Here is a 24,373-nt window from a genome sequence, read left to right as displayed (position 1 = left end):
CTTCCGGTCAAAGTCGACGTTGATCTGCCCCGATCGCCTCGGAAATATGGGTAAAGCCGTCTTTTTTAAGCAGGGTCGACAAACCTTCATTCAATTTCTTCAAAAGGCCCGGGCCTTCGTATATAAGCGCCGTATATACCTCGACGAGGCTCGCTCCCGCCCGGATTTTGTCGTAGGCATCCTGCGCGGTGAAAATCCCGCCGGAACCGATAATCGGGATGCGTCCCTCCGTCATCCGGTACACGCGCGAAATAAGCTCGGTCGACCGGTTTGTCAGCGGACGTCCGCTCAGGCCCCCTGCCTGATCCCGGTTGGGATGATTCAAACCGTCGCGTCCAAGCGTCGTATTCGAAACGATAATTCCGGAAACCCCGCTGCCGCCGATGACGGCAATCGTATTTTCAAGCTCGGCATCGGTCAGGTCGGGCGCGATTTTGACGAGAACCGGCTTGGCTGCGCCGCCGTTCCGTTCGTGTTGAATCTTCATCTCGCCCGTGACCGCATGAAGCAATCTCTGCAGATCATTGCCATGCTGCAAATTACGCAGATCCGGCGTATTCGGTGAAGAGATATTAACGACGAAAAAATCGCCGTGCCCGTACAAAGTCCGGATGCAGGAGCGGTAATCTTCCTCCGCCTGCTCGTTGGGCGTCGTCTTGTTCTTCCCGATGTTGACCGCCACCGGAATCGGACGGCTGCCGAGCCGGCTCAAATTTTGCGCCATCGCCTCCGCGCCGATATTGTTGAAGCCCATCCGGTTGATCAGGGCTTCATCCTGCGGAAGCCTGAACAGCCGCGGCTTGTCGTTGCCGCTCTGCGGCTTCGGGGTAACGGTACCCACTTCCATAAATCCGAATCCCATTCTGGAGAACCCTTCCACCGCCTGGGCGTTCTTATCCAGACCGGCAGCAAGTCCTACCGGATTCGGGAACGCGATTCCCCACAGCGTGCTGTGCAGCTCGGGAGCATGCCCGGACCCCCAGGCAGCGCCGATAACGGATGTCAGTCCGGGAATTTTGGCAGCCGTTTTAAGTCCGTTAATCGTCAAATGGTGCGCCTTCTCCGCGTCCAGACGAAACAGGACCGGCTTGGCGATCTTCTTGTATACCATACAGTTGACACTCCGTTCCTCAGTACTCTCATCTGTCAGTTTATCGCGTTCCACGCGAGAATGCAAAGATTTTTACCCGTACAGAAACCTGTGACGATGGTGTATAACTCCCTTTAAACCGCATTAAACACGAACGAAATATATTATAGCATAAAAATCGTTCGCTTTATCACTCAATCCGTACAAATGTTTGGTTATTTGGACCTCTAATTGCGGCAGAACCTATTTATATAAACCGGATCGTTTTAATCGGTTTTAAAAAAGGCGAATTCAAGCCGCGCTTCCTCGTCTCCCGTACAACGGAGAATTTGCTCTCTCATGACAAAAAGCGCCTTTCCCGCACAAAGCAGGGAAGGCGCTTTCGCATCCGTCCTATACGGACGGGATTTAATCCAGCCAGCGGTACACTTTACCGGGATTGGCCTCCTGAACCTCCGCAGGAAGCTTGAAAGCTCCCTTCGGGCCGAATCCGGCCCCGGGTGCCCCGCTTCCTTTGGCTGCACCCGCGCCGCCCGGGCCGTCTCCGACCAGCCCCGCGGGGAGCAGCCCGCTGCCGATGGTGACTTTCGTCCCTTTCGGCGCCATATCGAAAAGCTCCTCCACGTCTTCCTGCTTCATCCGGATGCAGCCCAGCGATTCGTCCTTGCCGATCGAGGACGGGTGCCTGGTCCCGTGGATCGCATAGTCCGTGTCGGACAGCGTCATCCCCCGCGTGCCGAACTCGCCTTTCGTCCGCCCCTTGGGATTGCGGACTTTTTCGGAGACGGCGAATTCGCCGAGCGGCGTCCGCGCGCCTCCGAGACCGACCTCGTAGCTCCGCACGACGGTCCGGCCGCTCACCAGCGCCAGCCGGTGCAGCTTCGTGTCCACGACGATGGCCAGCGGCTCCCGCAGCGCCGCCTCCGCGGCGGCGGAAGTGGCGGGCGGCTTCGCGCCCGAAGCCGCTTCCGTGCCGGCTGCCCCGCCTGCGGCCCCTCCGCCCGCGGCAGCCGCCTCCCGTACAAGCGGGAACGCTTCCCGCATGTACGGCGTCAATCCCGACATCACGTTGTCGGGATACGGTCTCAGCAGCTCCTCCGGGCGCTCCGGCAGCTTTCCGCTCATCGCGCGGTAAGCCTCCATCGCCGAGCGCAGCACGAGGAGCTGCTCCTGGCGCTGCCGCCAGGCTCCGGCGGGCTCCGCGAAGCGGCCCGGGTCGTCCGGGCGGCAGTTGCAGGCGGCGGCGTCGAAATAGGCGATCGCCGCCGCCTCGCCGGGCCCGCCGCTTGCGACCGCCAGGAGCGGCTTCAGCGGCCGGTGCCAGGCGATCCAGCCGCCTCCGGGCCCGTCCGCGCCCTGCGCGGACAGGAGGACGGCTTCGCCGCCTGCCCGCCTGTCGCGCAGCAGCATCCGCTCGAGCGCTCCGCTCGCGGATTTTTCTGCGGCGGAGGAGTTCTCCGCCGCCAGGTAGACGCGGAGTCTCCCCGTCCGCAGCGGGGAGCTCCGCCGTTGCGGCGGCGCTTCCGCCGAGGCGCCCGTCTCCTGCGTCCGGCCCCGCCGGGGAAGGCAGCAGCGCGATTAGGGCCAGCAGGGCGGCCGTAAGCGCGGCTTTTCTGCGGCGGCTCCGCTTCGCCGCCGTCTTCAGCTCCTGCGGCCAGGGTACGGAGGAATCGAGCGCCGACCAGTCGACGGTTATTTTCCGCTTCTCGAACGCTTCATAGATTTCCCCCGACTGCGCGTAACAGTAAGCCGCTTTCCCCCTGTCCCCCCGGGCCGCATACTCTCTGCCGAGCAAGTACCACGCCATCCGCTGGTCGGGATGATCCCGGACATATTCTTTCAGGTAAACCCGGTCTTCAATGGGATTGTGCCGCAAAAATCGGGCCAGTTTCTCGTCCGGTTTTTCTGTGCTCACTTTTTTCACCGCCTGCTTTAAGGATTACCGGTGCTTCTTTTCCTTTTATCGGCAGGAGAACTCCTTCCGTTGAATTTCCTTCTAAAAAGGTTTCTTTTCCTGTTCTTTTCTCTCTTTATTGCGTTTTTTCGACATTAACAGACAAAAAAGCCCTGTTTCCTATAGGGAAACAAGGCTTTATTTGTATAAAGAAAGAGAGCTTACATATTGAAAGGAGTATCGGCCACTTTGATCGAATCGGTCGGGCAGCCGTCTTGCGCATCCTGCAGATCGTCGTACAGATCTTCCGGAATTTCGGTTACGCCGTGGTTACCGTCGTTTTCGTAAATCACTTCCGCAATACCCTCGTCATCGTAGTCGTAAATATCTGGAGCAGTTGCGCCGCAAGCTCCGCACGCAATGCAGGTGTCTTTTTCCACCCATGTATACTTAGCCATATATGAATTCCTCCTCTAATAGTCCTCCATTGTCCACTATAATATAAAGTATTCGAAAGTTCAACGGAAAGTACAAGTGGAAAGCCAGCCGCCGCGCGGTGTCCGGCTCTTCCCCTTTAAGATTTCATTCCGGGCCTGATGTTATTCGGCTTCCGTCTTTTATAACGGGAATGAATCTCCGTCGGGGTCCTTCTGCAATGAAGTTCCTCTCCGTTTGCGGTTGCGGATATGCGCCGAAGGATTGTCTCCGATCATCCCCGCGGTTAGCACCGCATCTTCGCCGAACTTATCCCGGAGCGCGTCCATGATTTCGCTGAGCTTATCCTTCTTCGGCTGCTGCTCGTAACTGAACAGATCGAGCTGGATGGCCGCCTCCTCCTTCGGAGTCAGGTTCTGGCCCGTGATGCCAAGCAGGCGGATCGGCTTTTCCGGCTCCCAGTGCCGCTCGAACAGCTCGCACGCGGCTTTGTACAAATCCTCGTGATGATCTGTCGGAACGGGAAGCGTCACATTCCTCGTGATCGTCTTCATATCGGGGTCCCGGATCGTGATCTGCACGGTCGAAGCCATCAGCTTCTGGTGCCTGAGCCGGCGTCCGACCTGATCCGCCAGATTCAGGAAAACACGGAACACTTCCTTGCGGTCCGTATAATTGTAAGGAAGCGTCGTCGTATGGCCGACCGATTTATTCGGCTCGCGCTCCGGGTTTACTTCCGAACGCGAGATGCCGTTGGCGGCCTGCTTGAGAGCGGGCCCGCTAATGCCGAACGACTTGCGGAGAAGCCCTTCGTCGGCGGCCGCCAATTGGCCGATCGTGTGAATCTGCAGCTTTTGCAGCTTCTCTGCCGTCTTTCTGCCGATGCCGTACAATTCTCCGCACGGCCGGTCCCACAGCACCTTCGGCACGTCCCGCAGACGAAGCACGAACAACCCGTTCGGCTTTTTCATATCGGAAGCCATCTTGGCCAGAAGCTTATTGGGCGCCACGCCGACCGAACAGGGCAGTCCGAGCTCTTCGCGTATCCGGGTCTGAATCTCCTCCGCGATCTGAAGCGGGGTTCCGAACTGTTTGGAACCCGTTATGTCCACATAACATTCATCAATGGACATGGTCTCGACCATCGGTGAATAATCATAGACTATACGGCGGAAACCGCGGGAAAACTGCCGGTACAAATCGAAGTTCGGCTTGATGAGCACCAGCTCCGGACAAAGCCTCATCGCCTGCCGGACAAGCATACCCGTTTTGACGCCGCGCGCCCTGGCGGGATAGGAGGAGGTTACGATGATGCCTTTGCGCTGCTCGACGCTGCCCGACACCGCGATCGGCTTGCCCCGGTACAGTTCGGGCTCCATGACTTCGTGTACGGAACAGTAAAACGCGTTCATATCGATATGTAAAATGACTCGTCCGTTTTTGGGATACCCTTCCTGGGCCATCATCTTCGTCCCCTCCTTCCCGCGGGACGCGTTAAGTCCCGAATTGTGTATCAAAAAGCACGTACGGCGCACTTTGTCCTCGTTATTTCTTCACATTCTTAGTCTATTCCTGTACGCCTGCGGAATCAAGAACGGCTATCGTCCAAAATTTGCGAAAATTCATTCTTTATGGGTGAAATTATGGTATAATCGTGCATTATACATTCGAGAAAACATTCGAAAAATGAACAGCCACACGTTTAGAGGGGGAGCACCGAAATGTCCGATTCAATCAAAATCTTTGACACTACGCTTCGTGACGGAACCCAGGGCGAGGGAATCAGCCTGTCCGTGGAGGACAAACTGAAAATTGCCCAGAAGCTCGACGAGCTGGGCGTTCATTATATAGAAGGCGGCTGGCCCGGAAGCAACGGCAAAGACATTGAGTTTTTTAACCGTGTTCAGGAACTGAATCTTAAGCATGCGAAAGTAACGGCATTCGGCAGCACCCGCCGCAAGAACACCAGGGCCGAAGAAGATCCCAATCTGACGACGCTGGTGGCGTCGGGCGTTAAAGTCGCGACGATTTTCGGAAAATCGTGGGATTTTCACGTACACACCGCCATCCAGACGACACTGGAAGAAAACCTGGCGATGATTTTCGATTCCGTCCGCTATCTCAAGAGCTGCGGTCTTGAAGTGATTTACGACGGCGAACATTTTTTTGACGGCTACAAAAATAATCCCGACTACGCGATCCGGACGATCCGTCAGGCGCAGGAAGCCGGTGCGGACTGGATCGTGCTTTGCGATACGAACGGCGGATCGATGCCGGAGGAGATTTTCGAGATCGTCACGGAAGTCAAGAAACAGATCACGACTCCCGTCGGCATCCACGCCCACAACGACTGCGAGCTGGGCGTCGCCAACTCCCTGGCAGCCGTAAGGGCCGGCGCCCGTCAAGTTCAGGGCACGATGAACGGATACGGCGAGCGCTGCGGCAACGCGAATCTGTGCTCCGTCATTCCGAATCTGCAGCTTAAGCTCGGCTTCACCTGCATTTCCGATGAGCAGCTGGAATCGCTGGGCCCCGTCGCCCGTTACGTCAGCGAGATCGCGAACATGCACATGCCGATGAACCAGCCTTACGTCGGCAGCGCGGCTTTCGCCCACAAAGGCGGCATCCACGTGTCCGCGATCCTCAAGCACGCGAGCACGTACGAGCATATCGTTCCCGAGAAGGTCGGCAACAAGCAGCGCGTGCTCGTTTCGGAGCTGGCGGGACAGAGCAATCTCGTGTCGAAGGCGGCCGAGCTCGGCCTCAACCTGGAGCAGCAGGACGGCAAGGCGAAAGAAATCATTTCGCGCATCAAAGACCTCGAACACGAGGGATACCAGTTCGAAGGTGCGGATGCTTCGCTTGAACTGATGATGCGTGAAGCTGCCGGCGAGCTTCAGGAGCCGTTCGTGCTGGAATCGTTCAAAATTTTCGTGGAAAAATCGGCGGATCGCCCGGTCAGTTCCGAAGCTTTCGTCAAGGTGAACGTGCACGGCGAATCGATGTATACCGCCGCGGAAGGCGACGGTCCCGTCAACGCGCTCGATAACGCGCTGCGTAAAGCGCTGCTGCCTTTCTACCCGGACATTCACAAAATGCACCTGTCCGACTATAAAGTGCGCGTACTTGACGACAAAGGAGCTACCGCTTCCAAAGTCCGCGTTCTCATCGAATCCCGCAATTTCGAGAACGAATGGAATACCGTCGGCGTTTCCTCCAATATTATCGAAGCCAGCTGGCATGCGCTTGTGGACAGCTTCCGGTATGCGTTAATCGGCAAGTCCTGCGTTGAGAGAGAATCGCTCGATCCAAGACCGGTCGGTCTTGTGAACCATTAATTAATATACCTTACACAAAGATAAGCCCCGTTTCTGCCGTGCCGGCCAGCCTGGCCTTTACACACGGATCCGAAACGGGGCTTTTTTTGCGTTGCGAAAAATCGTGACGGGATTAAACGCCTCAGATTCCCTTACCTTCTAGCTCGCCTTAATCAAAGCCTTGATTTTCTTCTCCCATTCCGCCTTCGGAAGAAGGTTTACCACTTCTTGAACGACTCCGTTTCTGTCTACGAGAAAGCTCGTCGGGATGGCCAGGAACTTGAACGATTCCGAAACTTTACCGGGCTCATCGAGCAGCACCGGAAAATTGATGCCGTACTCCTTGGCGAAAGCCCTCGCCTTTTGCTCGTCATCCTGACTCGTAACATTTATCGCCACCAGGTCCACTTTGTCCCCGTATTTTGTTTGAAGATCAATCAAATCCGGCACTTCCATCTTGCACGGTCCGCACCAGGATGCCCAAAAATTCAAAATAAGCGGCTTATCACGCGCTCCACCGACCTCGTAAAGCTTACCCTCCAAGTCAGGCAGGCTGAAGGAAGGCACAAGCATGCCCGGCCGGGGTCCCGTTTGGGTAGGCGCAGCCGTTTGTTTTTCGTCTTTTTTGCCCATTTGCACAAGTATTGCCGCGGCCAGAAGAAACACGATGGCCAGAATCGCTGCATTCCGTTTCAAATTCAGCCCTCTTTTCCGCATCATTCGCTTTTTATTCTATCACACGGGAAGCTCAAAATCAGGTACATACACGGTCAGTATCCCCAACTTTATCCGATTCCAACATTATGAACGGCTTAAATAGTATGATCTTCCGACCCGGGGAAACCCTATCCGTACCAAGTCAGAAGAGAGGTCAACCACATGGAAAAATCGAAATCCCGAGGGCTTGACATCATTTTCGAGAGTGATCAGAACGACGACTATCAGTTTACCGCCGAACAGACGGCTGAAGGCGGCAAACAAGAAGGCGGCGGCAAAGGCCGGCTTCTCGAATTTATGGCTATTGCAACCGTACCGCTGGTGCTGGTGCTCGGCAACTCGATGCTGGTCCCTATTCTCCCCCAACTGGAGACCGAACTGGGCATTACCCAATTCCAGAGCAGTCTGGTCATCACTCTGTTTTCGATAACCGCAGGACTGATCATCCCTATCTCGGGCTATTTATCCGACCGGTTTACAAGGAAATCGGTGATCATCCCGTCTTTAATTATTTATGGGGCGGCCGGAGTTTTAGCGGCGTTCGGAGCCATCTGGAAATCCTATACGATCCTGATTATAGCCAGAGCCATTCAAGGAATCGGCGCAGCCGGAACGGCCCCCATCGCGATGGCGCTCGTCGGCGATTTATATAAAGGGGGAACGGAGAGCAAAGCCCTTGGCCTGACGGAAGCATCCAACGGGTTCGGCAAGGTGCTCAGTCCCATCCTCGGTTCTCTGCTTGCCCTTATCGTCTGGTATATGCCTTTTTTCGCCTTTCCCGTCTTTTGTGTTCTGGCCCTGCTGGCCATGATGTTTCTCATTCACGAACCTAAAAGCAAGAAGGAACCGACGAAGCTGAAGCCTTATCTTCACAAAATCGGGACCATTCTGAAAGATAAGGGACGCTGGCTGATCACTTCGTTTTTCGCGGGCTCACTTGCGCTTTTTATCTTGTTCGGCGTCTTGTTTTATCTGTCCAACATCCTGGAAGAGCCTCCCTACAATATTGATGGCGTCAAAAAAGGGCTCATCCTGGCAATTCCGCTTCTGGGCATGGTCATTACCTCTTACACAACCGGAGCTCTGATCAAGAAAAACGGCACCCTGATGCGCTGGCTGATCAACATCGGCCTGTTAACGATGACGCTCTCCCTGGCATCCACGATTTTCGCTTTCCAGAACTTGTATCTGTTTATCGGGCTGCTTACCCTGAGCGCTATCGGTACCGGGCTGCTACTCCCCTGTCTCAACACGATGATCACCGGATCCGTGGAAAAAAGCGAACGCGGTATGATCACGTCCATTTACAACAGCCTCCGGTTCATCGGTGTGGCCTTCGGTCCGCCCATTTTCGGCTGGCTGATGGATAAATCCGACCGGCTCATTTTTATTACCGTCGCCTCTTTGGCCGGCGTGACGCTTCTTCTCGTGTTTTTCCTTGTTAAGCCGCAGGGAAAAATCAGCTGATCCGTTGAGTGCGGCATGGGATTTCGCTATAATTAGCGCATGATGAACGTGAAACGGTTAACCGAAATCAAAGTAAGCCCATCCCTGTACGCGGAGTGGCTGGAGCGTTTCGGTAAATTTCCCGGTGAAGAAGCGTGCGGATTCGTCTATGGCAAAATTCGCAGACAGACCGCCTATGTCTCCTCTTTTGTGTGGGTTCCGAATGTTTCGGAGCGCCCCTCCCGTTCTTTCCGTATGTCTCCCTCCGATATTATGATTCATTTAGGCGGCGGAAAAGCAGGAAATGACCGGCGGGCAGAGGCTTCGGAAGCTCCCGTACTGCTGGGACTGTTCCACTCCCACCCCCGTACGCCCGCTACGCCGTCTCTCGAAGACATTTCAGCCTTTAGGCTGTGGCCGGAGGTGGCCTCTTTCTGGATTGTCTCCCTCGAGCGTCCCGTCCCCCGGATCGCAGTTTACGCTTGGGAGGAACCGCAGGAGAGCGGTAACGGTGCTTCGCCCGTCCCATCGGGAACGTCTGTACCCGCCGGTAAGGCCGCTGCGGGGCAGATCGCAATTGGCAGTCCCTCCGGCACGGGCTGGCCCGACCGGATTGAACAGCGTGAGGCAAGGATTCCGTCTGACGGGACCGATCAAACACCAAGTCTCTCAACGCTCCGTACAATCCCGCTTTATGTAGAAGCGTTATGAACCAAACAAAGCAAGCAGGTACTCGCGGCTTTCCGCAATCCTGCTTGCTTTGTTCGTTTACGCGCCTTTATGATCATTATTTTTTAGATCCTAAGTTTTACTGAGCCGCGCATACAGATCGCCAAGCGTATCCACGCCCATTTCACGGATGTCTTCCAGAAACTTCTTCCACAACTCGGCGGTCATCAGAGAGTCGTCCAGTGCGTGATGTCTTCTCAGTACAGGAAGCTTGTAAGCCTCAAGCAAAGAATCGAGGGTATACTCTTTACGCCGGGGCATCAGCCATTTGGCCACCATCATCGAATCCAATACACGGTGGGAGAGGCTGACTTTGGAAGTTTTCCAGAGCGCCGCATTCAAAAACGCTCTGTCATGGGCCGAGCCGTGCGCCAGCAAAACCCTCGCGCCGACAAACTCGAAAAATTCACGCAGGGCTGAAATCAGGTCCGGCGCTTCGGCCGTCTCCGCCGTTCGGATTCCCGTCAGTTCTTCGATATGTGGGGGAATCGGCCGGTTGGGATTCACGAGGGTGTAAAACGTCTTTTCTTCGAGCAGGTTCCCGGTCATCGATACCGCGCCGATCGAAATGATCTCGTCCGCCGACGAGGAGAAGCCCGTTGTTTCCAGATCAAAAACAACCACTTTGAGATTGTGCAGATGTGTGTCCAGCAGCGAGTGTCTGCGCTGATCCTTCAGAAGCTGGCGGATAAACGCCATCTGCTGGGCATTGCGCGGGTTAAACACCGATGTAATCGCCGGGGTCAGTCCGCCCATCTTGTAAAGCCTCCACATACCGCCGCCGGGACCGCTCTCTTTCATCGTTTTACTCCTTTCCCTTCCTATTGCCCGGCATAACCGCGCGGCTTGCCTTCGGAAGCAACCCTGCCTTTCGCGGAATCCCGCACCTTCCGGACAACCTTCCGCTGAAGCGATCTGCCGAATTTAAGGCCGTTTTTCAGTTCCTTCCGGCATTCGCGGGTCAGCTTCTCGGCTGGCAGTATGCCCACAGTCGCGAAATGTCCGTTTTTCCTGTAAAAAGGCGTCATCAGTCTCATTTTCATTGAGCTCAGAAACACTTCGCGGCAAGCGGTGCCGGCCTCTTCCGAGAGAGCCCCTCTTTCCATGAGCGCTGTTATTCTTTTGAGAGTAGAGGAGTGGGATACGCCATTCTCCAGGGCCAGCAGACGAACCGCGTTCACCAGCGGGATATAAAGCCCGTATTTGATGTCTACACCTCCCGCGTAAGGTCCATACCGCTCCGTCACCAGACGCCCCAGGAGGCCCATGGGCACTTTGTGGTGCAGTGTGTTAGCCAGCAGCGGCTGAAGCAGTCCGGGGCTGCGGGAAATGGTCTCCAGGAAGGCCTGTTTAAGCCTTTCTGCCAGAACTTCGCTGCCGTATACACATCTCAAGTCAGCCGCGATCAGCAAATAACGGACATTTTCCCAAACGGGCTCCGCAAACCAGCCGCCGAGCTGTTCTTTCCAGCCGGACTCGCTTCTTCTCCACATCGAGTTCTCGGCAAGCACCCTCCCCGTGCACGGAGGGTATCCTGCCAGCTCCAAGCCTTGGCGGATAAGCTGTGCCAGCTTGCTGAAATATCCGTCCGCCGCAGCTTCCATCCCTTCCGGCGGATCTTCATATACCAGTCCGTTGTCCTGGTCGCTCCACGGCGTCTGTTCCTCCCGTCCGCCGCTTCCCATAAGCAGGAACGCGTAAGGGAGCGGGCGCTCCCCCGCTCCTTCCGCCGCCAGGCGGTTTTCCGCCAATGAAACCATTTTCCGGATCAGGGTATCGTGTGTAAAGTTCAGCTCCTTGTACATTAAAACCGTCGTTCCCCCGCCGGATTCTTTACTGAACAAATCCTGCATATCCGCGCGGATCAAAGCCAGTTCATCCGAACCTTCGGCACGGTTGATCCGAGTGCGAAGCATCTGCCAGGCCGAGCCGATTGTCAGTTCCATGACGATTATCTCCTTAGATGAGTCGGGTCCGGGACGGGCTCATTAAACCGGTACCGAACGGCCGCCTTCATTGGACTGTTTTGCCGATGAGTGCGCTTCGATAGCGTGATTCATCTGCTCCGGATACCCGTAAGTCCCGTGCTCTGCCAGATCCAGTCCCATGATTTCTTCTTCTTCCGTAACGCGCAATCCCGTCGTCACCTTAATCAGTCCGAGAACGATGAAAGAAATGGCAAGAACGAAGATCAGTGCGCCCGCAACTCCGATAAATTGCACCCACAGCTGTTGAAAACCGCCCCCGTAGAACAAGCCCGCTCCGCCTACGTTGACCGTTTTGGCCAGCTCCGGCGTGGCGAAAAACCCTGTGGACAGCGTGCCCCAAATCCCCGCGATCCCGTGCACGGAAAATGCGTAGACCGGATCGTCGATGCCTTTCTTTTCGAACCAGATCGCCGTAAAGAAAGTGACTCCTCCCGCAATGGCTCCGACAGCGATCGACGCCAGAGGCGTAACGAAGGCGCAGGAAGCCGTAATCGCGACTAGTGCCGCGAGCACTCCGTTCAGCATGCTCGGTATATCGGATTTGCCGAAATAAATCCACGACACCACCATAGCGGCCACGCCGCCCGCCGCCGCCGCGAGGTTAGTCGTCAGGGCGATATAGCCGAAGAACCCGTCTCCCATCGCGCTGAGCGTGCTGCCCGGGTTAAACCCGAACCATCCGATCCAGATGATGATGACGCCAAGCACGGAAAGCACCTGGTTGTGTCCCGGGATCTTATTGGGTGAGCCGTCTTTATTGAATTTTCCGATACGCGGTTTCAGAAGGATGGTTGCCACCAGTGCGGCAGTGGCTCCCTGCAGATGCACAACCGTGGAGCCCGCAAAGTCCTGCATGCCGATTTTGGACAGCCAGCCTCCGCCCCACACCCAGTGAGCCACGACCGGATAAATCACCACGGTGAAAAGCAGGCCGAAAATAAAGTAAACCGGCAGCTTGGCGCGTTCGGCGAAGCCTCCCCACGCGATTGCGAGGGAAACACCCGCAAAGGCCAACTGGAATAAAAACTTGATCGTGATCGGAACATCCGAAGCGCTCAGGGAAACGAATGCGTCGGCGTTGACCCCGTCCATGAAAAAACCGGTCAGACCGAACAGGTTGTTGTTGAACAATCCGGACCCGTCTCCGAAGGCAAGACCGAAACCGAACGCCCAGAATGCGATTGCGCAGATTCCGAAAGTAAGAATGGTTTTACCCGCCACGTGACCGGCATTTTTCATCCGGGTCGAGCCTGCTTCCAGCAGAGCGAAACCGGCCTGCATAAAGACGACCAGCATAGCGGCGACCAGCACCCACACCGAGTTGATAGCGGCCTGCAATTGTTCGGGTGTCGGCCCTTCCGCAAACGCCAGAGTCGGGAAAACCATACTGAGCAGCGCTAACCCGATCAGTGTCTTTTTAATCATAGATACCAGCCCTTTCGTGTTAGATTTATTAACATACAGTTTGATTATTGTCATTATACGCGAACATTTCTCAGGATTACAATAGGTTTTGTTCACTTTCCCATGATTTTTTAGGTGAAAATCCATGGATTTTCTAATAATTTTAATTTAATTATCATAATGTGTTATGTATATGTAATGTATGTTTATGTTCATCAAAATGTCAAAAGCATTACGTTTGACTGTACGGTTTAGGATCGGGTATCATTAGGCTGAGGTAAATACGTGCGAACATTAAATTTTAAAGGAGGGGCAAATCATGGGGATATGAAGCTTCATAGAATCGGAGAATTGTCCCGGTTGGCGGGAGTCAGCCCCAGGACGATCGATTATTACACCAAGCTGGGTCTGATTCATCCCGAGAAAAGATCGGACACCAATTACCGCCTGTATTCGGATGAAACCTTGCTGCGGCTCAAACGTATTGAAGAAATGAAAAAAGAGAAATATACGTTGGAAGAAATCCGTACAACGATGCTGAAACTGGACAAAGCGGCCCACGACGAACATGTGACCGATAAGCTGACATCCTATCAGGTGCTGCTCGGCCAACTGCAGAAAGAAATCAAGGAACTTGATCCTATGATTCAGCAGTTAAAACCGAATCAGCTTAAGAAGATTTATAATCTGATCACTCAGCCTACCGCCGCATGCGTCGAAGCACTGCTCTACCTGCTCGGCAAAGGTCCCTTTACGTAACGGATCCCCGCGACTATCTTGACTTTGGAGGTCTGCAGCTATGTTTTTTCATCCTATGGATTTTCTTATTTTCATCGCATTCGGCTTATCCATATGGGCTTCGTTCCGGGTACGCGGCACGTTCAACCGGTGGTCTCAAGTACCCGTTCAATCCGGTATGACCGGATACGAGGCGGCCCGCCGCATGCTCGATGCGGAAGGACTCTACGATGTACCGATCGAGCCGGTTCCGGGAGCTCTTTCGGACCACTACGATCCCATCTCCAGAACGGTGCGTCTTTCCGAACCTGTCTACTATGAGAGCACCATCTCGGCCGTTTCGGTAGCTTGTCACGAAGTAGGCCACGCGATCCAGCACCAGGTACATTATCCGATGCTGGTTGCACGCCACAAGATGTTCCCGGTCGTCAATTTCGCTTCCGGCGTAGCTCCGCTTCTGCTTATCGCAGGCCTTATTTTTCAGCAGTTTGATGTTCTGCTTCTTCTGGGTATCATCTTCTTCTCCGCCGCCGTACTTTTCCAGCTCGTGACCCTGCCGGTCGAGTTCAATGCCAGCAACCGGGCCCGCGAGCTTATGATCGCAGGCGGTTTTATCACTAACGAAGAAGAGCAGGGCGTAGCCAAAGTGCTTAACGCGGCCGCCTTGACTTATGTGGCTGCGGCCCTTATCTCGCTGCTTGAGCTCGTTAAGTATGTCATGATTTTCAACAGCCGTTCCGACGATTAACGCGGCTGTAACATTTCGGCACAGCTTTCGCTGTACACTCAAAAAGCTTTCGTCTTCAACGACGAAAGCTTTTTTCTGTTTATAAGAGGAAAATCAGCCGTTATCCGCAGGGGGTGCCGATAAGGGGCTAATTTTCATACAATTCGTCCTTGGTCTTGCTCGGATTAAAACCCGCGGCAGGCTGAAATTCCATCAGAAACCGGCTGAAAAGCTCGGTCACGAGGGGAAGCTTCTCGTCCCTGCGGCGGATAACGCCTACGGTACGCGTCACTTTCGGATCAACCTTCACTACACACGGCTCGATATGCGTCGAATAACGCAGCGCCAGCTCGGGAAGAAGACTAACGCCCATCCCCGCTGCGACAAGCCCGCGGATCGTGTCCGTTTCCTCCCCCTCGAATTCGATCTTCGGCACGAACCCTGCCTTCAGGCAGGCGTTCATAACGATCGGACGAAGCGAATACTGCTCGCCGAACATGACAAACGGCTCCTCCTTAAGCTGCTCCAGCCGGATGCTTTTGCGGCCGGCCAGCGCATGGTTAGGCGGAAGCACCGCCAGCAGTTCCTCCGTAAGCATCACTTCTCCCTTCACAAGCTCGTGCGTCTCCGGACACGGCGATATGATCGCAAGATCGATTTCGCCTTCCGTAACGTCACGAATAAGACTCGTGTACGTCCCCTGCTTTAAGCGGAATTTAACGTTGGGATGTTCTTTCTTGAAGCGGGATATAAACGCGGGAAGAATAGAAACGGATACGCTATGGGGAAAACCGACCCGGATCTCCCCGCCTTCGGGGTCCAGAAATTCACGGACTTCCCCCACCGCGCGTTCCAAATCGGTCAAAATGTGTTCCGCCCGGCTCAGAAACAGCCTTCCCGCTGGAGTCAGCTGCAGATTGCGGCCTTTCTGGACAAACAAGCGTACACCAAGCTCCTCCTCCAACTGGCGGATTTGCCGGCTTACGGCAGACTGGGCCACGTGAAGCTCTTCGGCCGCCTGCGTCATATGCTGTTTTCTGGCCACTTTCACGAAATACTGCAGTTGTCGTAACTCCACGTGTTCCTCCCCCATAGCAGGTACTTCCATCTCTACCTATTATAGCCGATTTGGGGGTTGCCGAGAACCGCTTCCGCATGACCTTTCGGCTCAAGAAGGTTGGACAACCCCTCGAACGCGAGGGTATAATAGGGAGGGCTGGAATTTCCAGTTCTTTTCGGATAATCGATAAGGAGGAATACATATGACACAAGAACGCAAGGGTGCAGCCACATTCAAGGGCAACCCGATCACACTCGTCGGCCCTGAACTTAAAGCGGGCGATGCAGCACCGGATTTCAAACTGAACAAAGACCTCCTGAACGAAGTTTCCCTTTCGGATTATGCCGGCAAGGTGAAGCTGATCAGCGTGGTACCTTCCATCGATACGGGCGTATGTGACGCTCAAACCCGCCGTTTTAACGAAGAAGCCGCCAAGCTCGGCGATAATGTAGCCGTTCTCACAGTCAGCGTCGATCTTCCGTTCGCGCAAGCCCGCTGGTGCGGTGCGGCAGGCATCGACCAGGTCGTCCTGCTGTCCGACTACAAAGCAAAGTCCTTCGGACAAGCTTACGGCGTTCTGATTCAAGAACTCCAGCTCGACATGCGTTCCATCTTCGTCATTGATGCCAATGACAAGATCCAGTATGTGGAGTATCTTGGTGAAATGACCGAGCACCCGAACTACGAGGCTGCAATCGAAGCGGTTAAGAAGCTCGTATAAGTCTCCCGGACAAAAAAAAAGAAAACAGCACAGGAATCGATGGGCTCATCGAATCCTCTGCTGTTTTTTTATGCCTGCGAAGCCGCCTTCAAGCACTCAAGCGTTAGCGACTGATTTTGTAAGCTGCCAGCTTTTTGTCCAGCTGCTTGTAAATATCCAGGATGGTCCGGTAATTGGAACCGAGGTCCCCCATGTTGCCGCGGGAAGCCGAATAAATATCAATAGCCGTTGTCGTCGGATTAACCTCAAACAAAGTAATCGTAATATCTTGAGTACGTCCGAGAGCCGTACGCTTTTCCACCACAATCTCTCCGACATTCTTCACTTCGTGGAGAAGTTTGTAGCCGGGTGTTTTTTTGATCATTCCGACCGTTTCTTCCCACACCTGGTCTTTGGATAATTTGTAGTAACGGGTTTTTAATTCCGGATCTTTGGCTTTCTCACCGGTTGTCTCGAAACTGCGAAGCAAACCGACTAACGTTCGTTTCAAAGTCGTTCCCCCTTCATGAAGCATATCCAAACTGCTTGCCAAACCACACTAAAAACAATCTTACCATTCTTTGCAGGGAAGCAAAAGAGGAGAACGGCAAAAACCGGGCATAAATCCCTGGGCATTTTATTGAACAGCGGCTAAATAACCAATTTAATCCATCCTTACCGCATTTATATGATAAAAAGCCTCTCCGCAGAGAGGCTTCTAATTTACACGGGGTCATAATCCATCTAAATGTGCACCCCTGATTTTTTAAAAAGTTTTCTGATTGGCGCCTTCCCAGTCTTTCATAAACCGTTCCACTCCGGCATCCGTCAGCGGATGCTTCATCATAGCTTCGATCACTTTGAACGGCACCGTGGCGATATGAGAGCCTAATAGGGCCGCCTCGATCACATGCGTGGAATGACGCACGCTTGCCGCGATAATTTGTGTCGGCAGCTCGTGTACGGTAATAATCTGGCTCACTTCTTCAATCAGGTGCATGCCTACCTGGTTAATGTCGTCCAGCCGTCCGATAAACGGGGATACATAGGTAGCTCCCGCGCGTGCCGCCAGAAGCGCCTGTGTGGAACTGAAAACAAGGGTCACGTTGGTTTTAATGCCTTGGTCGCTGAAACGCTTCGTCGCTTTGAGACCGTCTGCGGTCATCGGTACCTTAATCACGATTCCGCTGCCGATTTTCGCAAGTTTCTCGCCCTGTTGGACCATTCCTTCCACATCCGTGGCGACCACTTCGGCACTGATCGGCAGATCGCCTACGATGTCTACGATTTCCTTAAGGGTCTCAAAAAAATCGCGTCCCTCTTTGGCAATCAGAGACGGATTCGTCGTGATTCCGGAAATAACCCCCAGCTCGTGCGCTTCTTTAATCTCGTTTACATTGGCCGTATCAAGAAACAGCTTCATACACGATCCACCACTTTCGGCAAAATTTTTGATCTCTATGTACATTCACATTCCACTTTTTTACCATAGCATAAAAATGGTCCTAATACAAAAAGGGTCCGTTCCTGTAGCTTCTCTTTAAATTACCCTTTTTGGGCTAAAATAAAAACAGCCCCTTTTACGGAGCTGTGTCTTTTTTTAAGATTTTACATGCATGAGAACATAAAAAAACCCGCAAATGCCGTCCGGTTTAATAGTTTCAAACCTGCTTTAGCAGGTGGGTGATCGCAGAAGCGTTTTTGAAGTCCCTTTTCGGGGGCATGTCAGCCGCGCTTCAATATGGATCTCCCGAGAAACAATCATTGGTTTAAAACAAAAGAAACCGAAACGTACATCGCAGGATTTTGTTTGTATCCCTATTATAAGACAATCGCGAACCGGATTCAACTGGAATCGACTGTCTTTTGTAAGAATAGGTCTATCGCTTCAGAATGCCGTTGAAAAGGGGACTAGGGCTACAGTTTGTCAGACTCTTTCTTTGTCGAATCGTCTACACGGACAGCCGCCGTATCCAGCTCCGCCTGCCCGTTCTCTTCCTCCTGCCGTTCGCGTTCAGCCTCTTCCAGCGCCTCCTGCTTGCGTTTGATTTTCTCAAAGCTCCGGTTGAACTGCCAGAACGAAAAAGTCGCGCTGACGCTGCCGGCGAAAAATACGAGCAGGAAACTGAAGCGGAAACTGATGATCACGATCGCCACGTTTCCGATAATCGTCATCACGCTTGTCACGGGATTGCCTATGGTCAGCAGGATCGCGTTCTTAATGATTTGCACAATCTTCATATGAAGATGGGACATGATACAGAAGAAATTGAAATAAGCGCCGATCAGCAAAATCCCCATGGCCAGGAACATATAGGACAGAAGGGAAAGCGCGCTGTCGAGCCCCGCGTAAAAACGGTAACTCACGAACAGAATCACGGCGAATAAGACGAAGGCGATGCCTCCGATCATGCTTTGCAGAAAGTTTTCTTTGTAGCCGCGGAAGAAGGTCTTGAACAGAGGCACATCCTCATCCCCGGTCACCCACTTACGGGCTACCGTGAACATCGCAGCCGTAGAAGGAAACAGTGTAAACGGTGCCAATATACCCATTAAAACAAGCGATTGCACCATAATATCCGCTTGGCCCGAAGTAAGCCCGGCTAATGCAAAAAAGAAAAACGGAATGCTGCAAAGAATCCACAGCAGATTAATGGCGGACAGCCTCATGATCCATTCGGAAATCCGGTAAAAGCCGCCCATTAGTCCTCTAAATTCCAAACCCTTGTCCCCCTCTGTAGATGTTAATCTTATTATAGCCTATTTTGTAGAGCATAGGTAGCCGCCCTTTCTTTTCTTCCCCGCGGGCATATTCTGTTAAGGTAGTACGGCTTCAAATTATTCACGAGGAGGAGATTACATGTCTGGTGTTGGCGGTGCTTTTACTTCCACAGGTGCGATTCTGGTACTCTTCATTCTGCTGGTTATCATCACTCGTTCTTTCCTCTACTAATCATACCCGAACAAATCCGTACGAATTAATTTAACGCGAATCTCCAAAAAAAATGACGACCCGTCGGGGTCGTCATTTTGATATTGGAATCAGTTAAGCGTTGGAATCTTCACTGCGGCGGGAGCTGCCGGAACGGTCGCGATTGTAATCGGAACCGCCGCTGCGGGAGCCGTATCCGCCACCGGAACGGCTGTCACGGTCACGGTCGCGGTAATCGCGTCCGCCGTCTCTTCCCCGGGAAGAGGAAGAAGAACCATAGCGCGATCCGCCTTGGCCGGAGCGGGAGCCGTAGCCTCCGCCGGAACGGCCGTCGCCTCTGCGGTCGCTGCCGTAGTTGAACTTGCGTCCGGAGCTGCGCACATCGACGCGGCGCTTCTTGGCACGGATCGGATCTTCCGGAGTCAGCTCGACGGATACTTCCTTCTTCTCACCGCCGGTAAGAAGCTGAAGAGCCGCCGACAGCAGGTTGACGGAATCATATTCCTCAAGAAGCTGGATAGCTACGCCTTTGAATTCGTTGTGCTTTTCTTCTTGAAGCAGGTTGATGATGCGTTCTGCCGTTACCTTCTGCTTGCCTTCCATAGCCTCGGCCGGGCTCGGCATAGGCTTCTTAGGAATGCGGTGACGGGTTACTTTCTCGATGAAGTGCAGGTGATCGATCTCACGCGGCGTTACGAACGTCCAAGCCGTTCCTTCTTTACCCGCGCGGCCCGTACGGCCGATCCGGTGAACGTAGCTTTCCGGATCCTGCGGAAGGTCGAAGTTAACGACGTGAGTTACGCCGGAAACGTCGAGACCGCGCGCCGCCACGTCCGTAGCGACAAGCACTTCGATGCTGCCGTCACGGAATTTGCGCATGACGTTGTCACGCTGGTTCTGGGACAAGTCGCCGTGCAGGCCTTCAGCGGCATAACCGCGCTTCTGCAGGGCTTCCGCCAGCTCGTCTACACGGCGCTTCGTACGTCCGAATACGATCGCCAGTTCCGGGGATTCCATGTCGATAAGACGGCTGAGCGCTTCGAATTTCTGCTTCTCATGCACTTCGATGTAAGCCTGGTCGATAAGCGGAGCGCTTACGTGCTTAGGAATAACCGATACATGCTGAGGATTCGTCAGGAACTGTTGAGCCAGCTTCTGAATGTTAGGAGGCATCGTTGCCGAGAAGAGCATCGTGTGACGCTCTGCAGGCACAAGGCTCAGGATGGACTGGATGTCATCCATGAAGCCCATGTCGAGCATTTCGTCCGCTTCGTCGAGAACGACGGTTTTAACGTCTTCAAGCTTGATCGTTTTACGGTTGATGTGGTCAAGCAGACGTCCCGGCGTACCGATGATGATTTGAGGTCTCTTCTTCAGCGCGCGGATTTGCTTGCCGATATCTTGTCCGCCGTAGATCGGCAGGGAGCGGATGCCTTTGAAGCGTCCGAGTTTGCTTACTTCTTCCGCAACCTGAATGGCAAGTTCACGCGTCGGGCACATGATGAGTGCAACGATTTTCTCTTCGCTTGGCTCGATTTTGCTTACGAGAGGAATACCGAAAGCGGCCGTTTTACCCGTACCGGTCTGCGCCTGGCCGATCAGATCATGTCCTTCAATCGCAAGCGGAATCGTTTTCTCCTGAATCGGGGTCGATTCTTCGAAACCCATTTCTGTAATTGCTTTGATTACTTTTGCATCTAAATCAAATTCTGAAAAATTTTTCAATCCGTTCATTCTCCTTTTATCCGATGAAGATCTCTCTTCTTTTATATACCCTTAAGCACGACTTTTCTTCCTTAATATCCGTTCATCCGTGCGGAAACCCTATCCCGAATTGCCCTTATCCTAATTCGTAGAGCCGCCCTTAAGAATATCTCGACTAGTATAACATATTTTACTCAAGCTTTTCCAGTGACTATTTGCCCATGTGCAGGGAGGAAGAGGGTCTGCCATCGAAACCTTAATCGCTTTTCATCGTATATAATGGACAGAAGAACACCAGATTAAACGTAAGGAGCGTCCCTTTATGTCTATATTCAAACGCGTAGGTAACATCATCCGCAGCAACAAACAGCAGGAACCGGTCAGACAAGCGAATCCTTTCGAGGAATCCCGCGTCGGCGATATCGTCAACGTGGATCTCGAGGAGTACGTCGTTTCCGGGAAAGTCATTTATTTCGACCGGGGTTTCGAGCCTCACCGCTATGCGTATTATCTTCAGAGCGGCAAAGACGTCCGCTGCCTGCTCATCGAGAAAGGCCGTTCTTACGAGTGCTTCCTTTGCGATTTCATGGAAGGGGCACTCGACGATCCGAACGACGTACCTTCCCGGCTTGAGCTTGACGGAGAGGACACGTTTGAACTGGAGCATCACCGCAGCGACGTGACCCGTTCGGAAGGCAACACCGATTTCCGCAGCGGCGACGAAGTCATGATCTGGAGATACTTCGGACCTGACGACCGCTATTTCTTCCTGCAATGGCAGGACGGCAAATTCGTCGCCATGCAGGGCGAACGCACGCCGGCCTCGCAGGTCAAGTTTATGCGGGCGACGCTTTAACGTCCGGCGGGCGGCGGAAAATTCGCTTCGTTGTTCCGGCGGCAACCGGCGCTGAGGCTGCAGACGGCCGCACAGACAGCCTGTGCGGCTTCTCCAGTTAAACGGAGGCTTCTGTTTTTGATCCCCCTTCAGCCTTCAGGAGGTGCCTTCCGCTTGAACAAATGGACATCATGGATTTCCTGCCTGCTAGTATTTGTTCTGCTCGCGGGCTGCGCCCCCAACGCCAGCGATTTCGTCCGGCAGGAATATAATCTGACCAGCGCCGACGGATCGGGCAGCAATTTATCGAAAGTATACACCGCGGAGAATAAGGATGTACCCGCAGTGGCCAAGGAACTCGCCGCACGGGAGAAGCCGCGCGAGATCAGCAAGGAATCGCAGGATCAGATGTTTTTGCTCTATCCCGACAAGGTCATCAACCTGCAGCGGGACGAGCAGAACCCGGCGAACACCCTGGTCCAGGTGGATACTATCCAGTATGCCAGGGAACATTACTCGCCCTCCTTCCTGCAAACCTTCCTGACCGTCGCCATGCTCCAGTCCGTTCTTGGCGGCGGGTTTTTCAATAGCCGTGGAATCAGCGATTACCGCGGCTACCGCTCCACCCCGACCTACCGGGGGACACCCGGCGGCTATTCCCCGGGCACCGGTACGGGCACGGGCACGACCAAACCGCCCGTAACGTCGGACCGCGAAGGATCGTTCCGCACACCTGGCAGCCCGTCCGGTACGACCGGCGGGATCGGGGCCGGTACGGGAGCCGGCGACCGCCGCGGAGAGATCACGAAGCCCGGGCGCATCAAACGCGGGATCGGGACAAGGCCCGGAACCAGCGGGCGGTCCGGATCGTTCAAGAGGCGGCGGTAGGACGGCCGCGGCACGATTCATGCATTCGAAATCTTTTCCGGCACTGGTCCGGGAAAAAGCAAGCCGTGCGGCTGTCCGCTGAACAGCCGCACGGCTTTTTAGCATGGTGGCTGACACCTTTTCGTGAAGCCGAGCACCGCGCGCTGGATTTTCGCACGGTGCAAACCTTCTGGTTAATCCTTCCGCCATCCGGGTAAGAGAACAACGAGCATGCATGAAGCATTCCGGAAGGAGGATCGATCATGCCTTGGACCAAAAACGACTATCCGCCCTCAATGAAAAATTTACCCGAGCGGGTGCGCAAGAAAGCCGTTGAAATCGCAAACGCCCTGCTCGGCGAAGGATACGAGGAAGGCCGCGCCATCGCGATTGCTACCGCGAAAGCGGAGGAATGGGATGACAACCATCCCGACCACCGGAGCGGCGGCGAAAGCGGAACGGAAGGACGGGCTTCTTCCTCTCACTCCTCACCGCTCCATGTCGTACCCGACGGTGACGGCTGGGCCGTTAAAGCCGAGGGTGAAGACAAACCCCGCTATGAAGCGGACACGAAAAGCGATGCGGTCAAGAAAGCCGACAAGCTTGCTTCCGACGCCAACACGAGAGCCGTTATCCACAAGAAAGACGGCACCGTTCAGAACTCGCACAATTACTCTTAAACTGCACAAACGGACCGGCTGAAAGTAACCTGAGCGGCGGAATGACAGGTTTATTTTCGAAAAGGTCCGTTTTTTTATTAACCTCCGGTCAATTCCTCTTGATGTTTATCCCGGATGAGTGGTACTTTTAATCTGCATACTACTTCTTGAGGTGATCGTGTGGACAAAAAAGGGATTTCCATCGCGGTTGTACTACTCGGCGCGGCGCTTGTCGCGTTCGGCTTTAACATGTTTCTTATTCCGCACGAACTCCTGAGCGGCGGAGTATCCGGTATTGCGATGGTAATCGGATATTTGACGAACATGGATATTTCCATTCTATATTTCGTTCTGAATCTGCCCTTGATCATCTGGGGACTCGTCATCATCGGGCGCCGGTTCATTGTGCTCAGTCTCGCGTCCGTTATCGCCACGACTTGGTTCATGCAGCTGATTCCGGTCCGCGGGCTGGTGCAGGAACCGATTCTCGGGGCCGTATTCGGCGGCGTGCTTGTCGGAATCGGCGCCGGGATTACGATGCGGGCAGGCGGCTCAACGGGCGGCTTTGACATCGTGGGCTCCATTTTGACGCGCAAGCGGGATTTTCCTCTCGGCCAGATGCTGTTCGCTTTGAACGGCGGCGTTATTTTTATGCTGGGGTACGCTAAAAATAACTGGGACCTCGCCCTCTTCTCGATGCTGTCCATTTATATTGCCGGCAAGGTAATCGATACGATTCATATCCGTCATATAAAAGTGACCGCCTTTATCGTGACGAAACAAAGAGAAGCGCTTCTGGAGAAGCTTCTCGTGATCCCGCGCGGGGTGACCGTTATCCGTACCGAAGGGGCTTACACGAATCAGGAACAGAGCCTCCTGATGACGGTAACGACGCGGTACGAACTCGTCGGCCTGCAGAAAATCATTAAAGAAACCGACCCTAAGGCGTTCGTGAACGTGGTCGAAACGGTCGGTGTCTTTGGTGAATTCCGCCGTCAATAGAGCCGGATTTCATCCGCGGCAATCCAGGATGTGCCCATGCAACCCGCGGTTCTTTATGGTATAATGAAAGAAGGCTTCCGCTTGGCTTCATTTCGGTTTACGAATCATATTTCCGCTTAGTTTTCTCAT

General features: G+C 53.9%; 24 protein-coding genes and 1 other RNA gene. 11 read left to right on the top strand and 14 right to left on the bottom strand.

Annotated features, from left to right (window positions below; genetic code table 11):
* Window positions 1–7: 7 nt before the first annotated feature.
* The 4 genes from ABC395_RS07610 to ABC395_RS07595 form a co-directional block, all read right to left on the bottom strand.
* Window positions 8–1,111, bottom strand: a complete 1,104-nt coding sequence (locus ABC395_RS07610) for a quinone-dependent dihydroorotate dehydrogenase (RefSeq protein WP_413002006.1) — start codon at window positions 1,109–1,111, stop codon at window positions 8–10.
* A 387-nt stretch (window positions 1,112–1,498) separates the two neighbouring features.
* Window positions 1,499–2,500, bottom strand: a complete 1,002-nt coding sequence (locus ABC395_RS07605; protein ID WP_413002004.1) for a L,D-transpeptidase — start codon at window positions 2,498–2,500, stop codon at window positions 1,499–1,501.
* A gap of 705 nt (window positions 2,501–3,205) precedes the next feature.
* Entirely contained in the window at window positions 3,206–3,442 is a 237-nt protein-coding gene (locus ABC395_RS07600; RefSeq protein WP_009674781.1) for a ferredoxin, read from the bottom strand.
* A gap of 159 nt (window positions 3,443–3,601) precedes the next feature.
* The gene (locus tag ABC395_RS07595) at window positions 3,602–4,882 is read right to left on the bottom strand and encodes a DNA polymerase IV (RefSeq protein WP_413006702.1); all 1,281 of its coding nucleotides are present in this window, start codon (window positions 4,880–4,882) and stop codon (window positions 3,602–3,604) included.
* Between the two features lie 258 nt (window positions 4,883–5,140).
* On the opposite strand from ABC395_RS07595, the gene cimA reads away from it, so the two are divergent.
* On the top strand, window positions 5,141–6,757 hold the full coding sequence (gene cimA / locus ABC395_RS07590) for a citramalate synthase (protein WP_413002002.1): 1,617 nt from the start codon (window positions 5,141–5,143) through the stop codon (window positions 6,755–6,757).
* A gap of 138 nt (window positions 6,758–6,895) precedes the next feature.
* Here the strand turns inward: cimA and ABC395_RS07585 are convergent, their stop codons facing one another.
* Window positions 6,896–7,432: a TlpA family protein disulfide reductase gene (locus ABC395_RS07585; protein ID WP_413002000.1), complete on the bottom strand. Its 537-nt coding sequence runs from the start codon at window positions 7,430–7,432 to the stop codon at window positions 6,896–6,898.
* Between the two features lie 183 nt (window positions 7,433–7,615).
* Between ABC395_RS07585 and ABC395_RS07580 the strand changes: the two genes are divergently transcribed.
* Complete coding sequence (locus ABC395_RS07580) at window positions 7,616–8,920, top strand: MFS transporter (RefSeq protein WP_413001998.1); 1,305 nt, start codon at window positions 7,616–7,618, stop codon at window positions 8,918–8,920.
* Window positions 8,921–8,962: 42 nt separating this feature from the next.
* Window positions 8,963–9,610 carry a M67 family metallopeptidase gene (locus ABC395_RS07575; protein ID WP_413006701.1) on the top strand — a complete coding sequence of 216 codons (648 nt, stop codon included), beginning with the start codon at window positions 8,963–8,965 and terminating at the stop codon, window positions 9,608–9,610.
* Between the two features lie 90 nt (window positions 9,611–9,700).
* Here ABC395_RS07575 and ABC395_RS07570 read toward each other — a convergent pair whose 3' ends face one another.
* The 3 genes from ABC395_RS07570 to ABC395_RS07560 are packed head-to-tail and all read right to left on the bottom strand — an operon-like array spanning window position 9,701 to window position 13,041.
* Window positions 9,701–10,429: an exonuclease domain-containing protein gene (locus tag ABC395_RS07570; protein WP_413001997.1), complete on the bottom strand. Its 729-nt coding sequence runs from the start codon at window positions 10,427–10,429 to the stop codon at window positions 9,701–9,703.
* Window positions 10,430–10,449: 20 nt separating this feature from the next.
* On the bottom strand, window positions 10,450–11,574 hold the full coding sequence (locus ABC395_RS07565) for a DUF294 nucleotidyltransferase-like domain-containing protein (protein WP_413001995.1): 1,125 nt from the start codon (window positions 11,572–11,574) through the stop codon (window positions 10,450–10,452).
* Window positions 11,575–11,616: 42 nt separating this feature from the next.
* On the bottom strand, window positions 11,617–13,041 hold the full coding sequence (locus ABC395_RS07560) for an ammonium transporter (protein WP_413001993.1): 1,425 nt from the start codon (window positions 13,039–13,041) through the stop codon (window positions 11,617–11,619).
* 306 nt (window positions 13,042–13,347) lie between these two features.
* Here ABC395_RS07560 and ABC395_RS07555 point away from each other — a divergent pair, with 306 nt between their 5' ends.
* Both ABC395_RS07555 and ABC395_RS07550 read left to right on the top strand, forming a co-directional pair.
* Complete coding sequence (locus ABC395_RS07555; protein WP_009674805.1) at window positions 13,348–13,779, top strand: helix-turn-helix domain-containing protein; 432 nt, start codon at window positions 13,348–13,350, stop codon at window positions 13,777–13,779.
* A gap of 40 nt (window positions 13,780–13,819) precedes the next feature.
* Window positions 13,820–14,506, top strand: a complete 687-nt coding sequence (locus ABC395_RS07550) for a zinc metallopeptidase (protein WP_103997622.1) — start codon at window positions 13,820–13,822, stop codon at window positions 14,504–14,506.
* 127 nt (window positions 14,507–14,633) lie between these two features.
* Here ABC395_RS07550 and gltC read toward each other — a convergent pair whose 3' ends face one another.
* The gene (gene gltC / locus ABC395_RS07545; protein ID WP_413001990.1) at window positions 14,634–15,563 is read right to left on the bottom strand and encodes a glutamate biosynthesis transcriptional regulator GltC; all 930 of its coding nucleotides are present in this window, start codon (window positions 15,561–15,563) and stop codon (window positions 14,634–14,636) included.
* Between the two features lie 184 nt (window positions 15,564–15,747).
* On the opposite strand from gltC, the gene tpx reads away from it, so the two are divergent.
* The gene (tpx, locus tag ABC395_RS07540; RefSeq protein WP_103997621.1) at window positions 15,748–16,266 is read left to right on the top strand and encodes a thiol peroxidase; all 519 of its coding nucleotides are present in this window, start codon (window positions 15,748–15,750) and stop codon (window positions 16,264–16,266) included.
* Window positions 16,267–16,369: 103 nt separating this feature from the next.
* On the opposite strand, the gene ABC395_RS07535 is transcribed toward tpx, so the two are convergent.
* The 4 genes from ABC395_RS07535 to ABC395_RS07520 all read right to left on the bottom strand — a co-directional run bounded on the left by ABC395_RS07535 (window position 16,370) and on the right by ABC395_RS07520 (window position 18,966).
* On the bottom strand, window positions 16,370–16,780 hold the full coding sequence (locus ABC395_RS07535) for a DUF1499 domain-containing protein (protein WP_103997620.1): 411 nt from the start codon (window positions 16,778–16,780) through the stop codon (window positions 16,370–16,372).
* 231 nt (window positions 16,781–17,011) lie between these two features.
* Complete coding sequence (gene fsa / locus ABC395_RS07530; RefSeq protein ID WP_413001988.1) at window positions 17,012–17,668, bottom strand: fructose-6-phosphate aldolase; 657 nt, start codon at window positions 17,666–17,668, stop codon at window positions 17,012–17,014.
* A 204-nt stretch (window positions 17,669–17,872) separates the two neighbouring features.
* Window positions 17,873–18,053, bottom strand: a non-coding RNA gene (gene ssrS / locus ABC395_RS07525) — 6S RNA.
* 109 nt (window positions 18,054–18,162) lie between these two features.
* Entirely contained in the window at window positions 18,163–18,966 is an 804-nt protein-coding gene (locus tag ABC395_RS07520) for a YesL family protein (protein ID WP_413001986.1), read from the bottom strand.
* Between the two features lie 139 nt (window positions 18,967–19,105).
* Between ABC395_RS07520 and ABC395_RS07515 the strand changes: the two genes are divergently transcribed.
* Window positions 19,106–19,198: a sporulation protein YjcZ gene (locus ABC395_RS07515; RefSeq protein WP_103997617.1), complete on the top strand. Its 93-nt coding sequence runs from the start codon at window positions 19,106–19,108 to the stop codon at window positions 19,196–19,198.
* Between the two features lie 93 nt (window positions 19,199–19,291).
* Here the strand turns inward: ABC395_RS07515 and cshA are convergent, their stop codons facing one another.
* Window positions 19,292–20,902, bottom strand: a complete 1,611-nt coding sequence (cshA, locus tag ABC395_RS07510; protein WP_413001984.1) for a degradosome RNA helicase CshA — start codon at window positions 20,900–20,902, stop codon at window positions 19,292–19,294.
* A 301-nt stretch (window positions 20,903–21,203) separates the two neighbouring features.
* Between cshA and ABC395_RS07505 the strand changes: the two genes are divergently transcribed.
* The 4 genes from ABC395_RS07505 (at window position 21,204) to ABC395_RS07490 (ending at window position 24,244) form a co-directional block, all read left to right on the top strand.
* Window positions 21,204–21,737: a DUF4178 domain-containing protein gene (locus ABC395_RS07505; RefSeq protein WP_103997615.1), complete on the top strand. Its 534-nt coding sequence runs from the start codon at window positions 21,204–21,206 to the stop codon at window positions 21,735–21,737.
* A 153-nt stretch (window positions 21,738–21,890) separates the two neighbouring features.
* The gene (locus ABC395_RS07500) at window positions 21,891–22,604 is read left to right on the top strand and encodes a DUF4247 domain-containing protein (protein ID WP_413001982.1); all 714 of its coding nucleotides are present in this window, start codon (window positions 21,891–21,893) and stop codon (window positions 22,602–22,604) included.
* Window positions 22,605–22,846: 242 nt separating this feature from the next.
* Window positions 22,847–23,263 (top strand): DUF2188 domain-containing protein, encoded by a 417-nt coding sequence (locus tag ABC395_RS07495; RefSeq protein WP_413001980.1) that lies wholly within the window; start codon window positions 22,847–22,849, stop codon window positions 23,261–23,263.
* A gap of 159 nt (window positions 23,264–23,422) precedes the next feature.
* Entirely contained in the window at window positions 23,423–24,244 is an 822-nt protein-coding gene (locus tag ABC395_RS07490) for a YitT family protein (RefSeq protein WP_413001978.1), read from the top strand.
* Window positions 24,245–24,373 lie beyond the last annotated feature (129 nt).

It is taken from the genome of Paenibacillus canaveralius (genome assembly GCF_047238265.1).
Classification (GTDB): Bacteria; Bacillota; Bacilli; order Paenibacillales; family NBRC-103111; genus Paenibacillus_F.
Note: the sequence above shows the minus strand (reverse complement) of the source record. Positions and strands in the feature narration are given on the sequence as shown.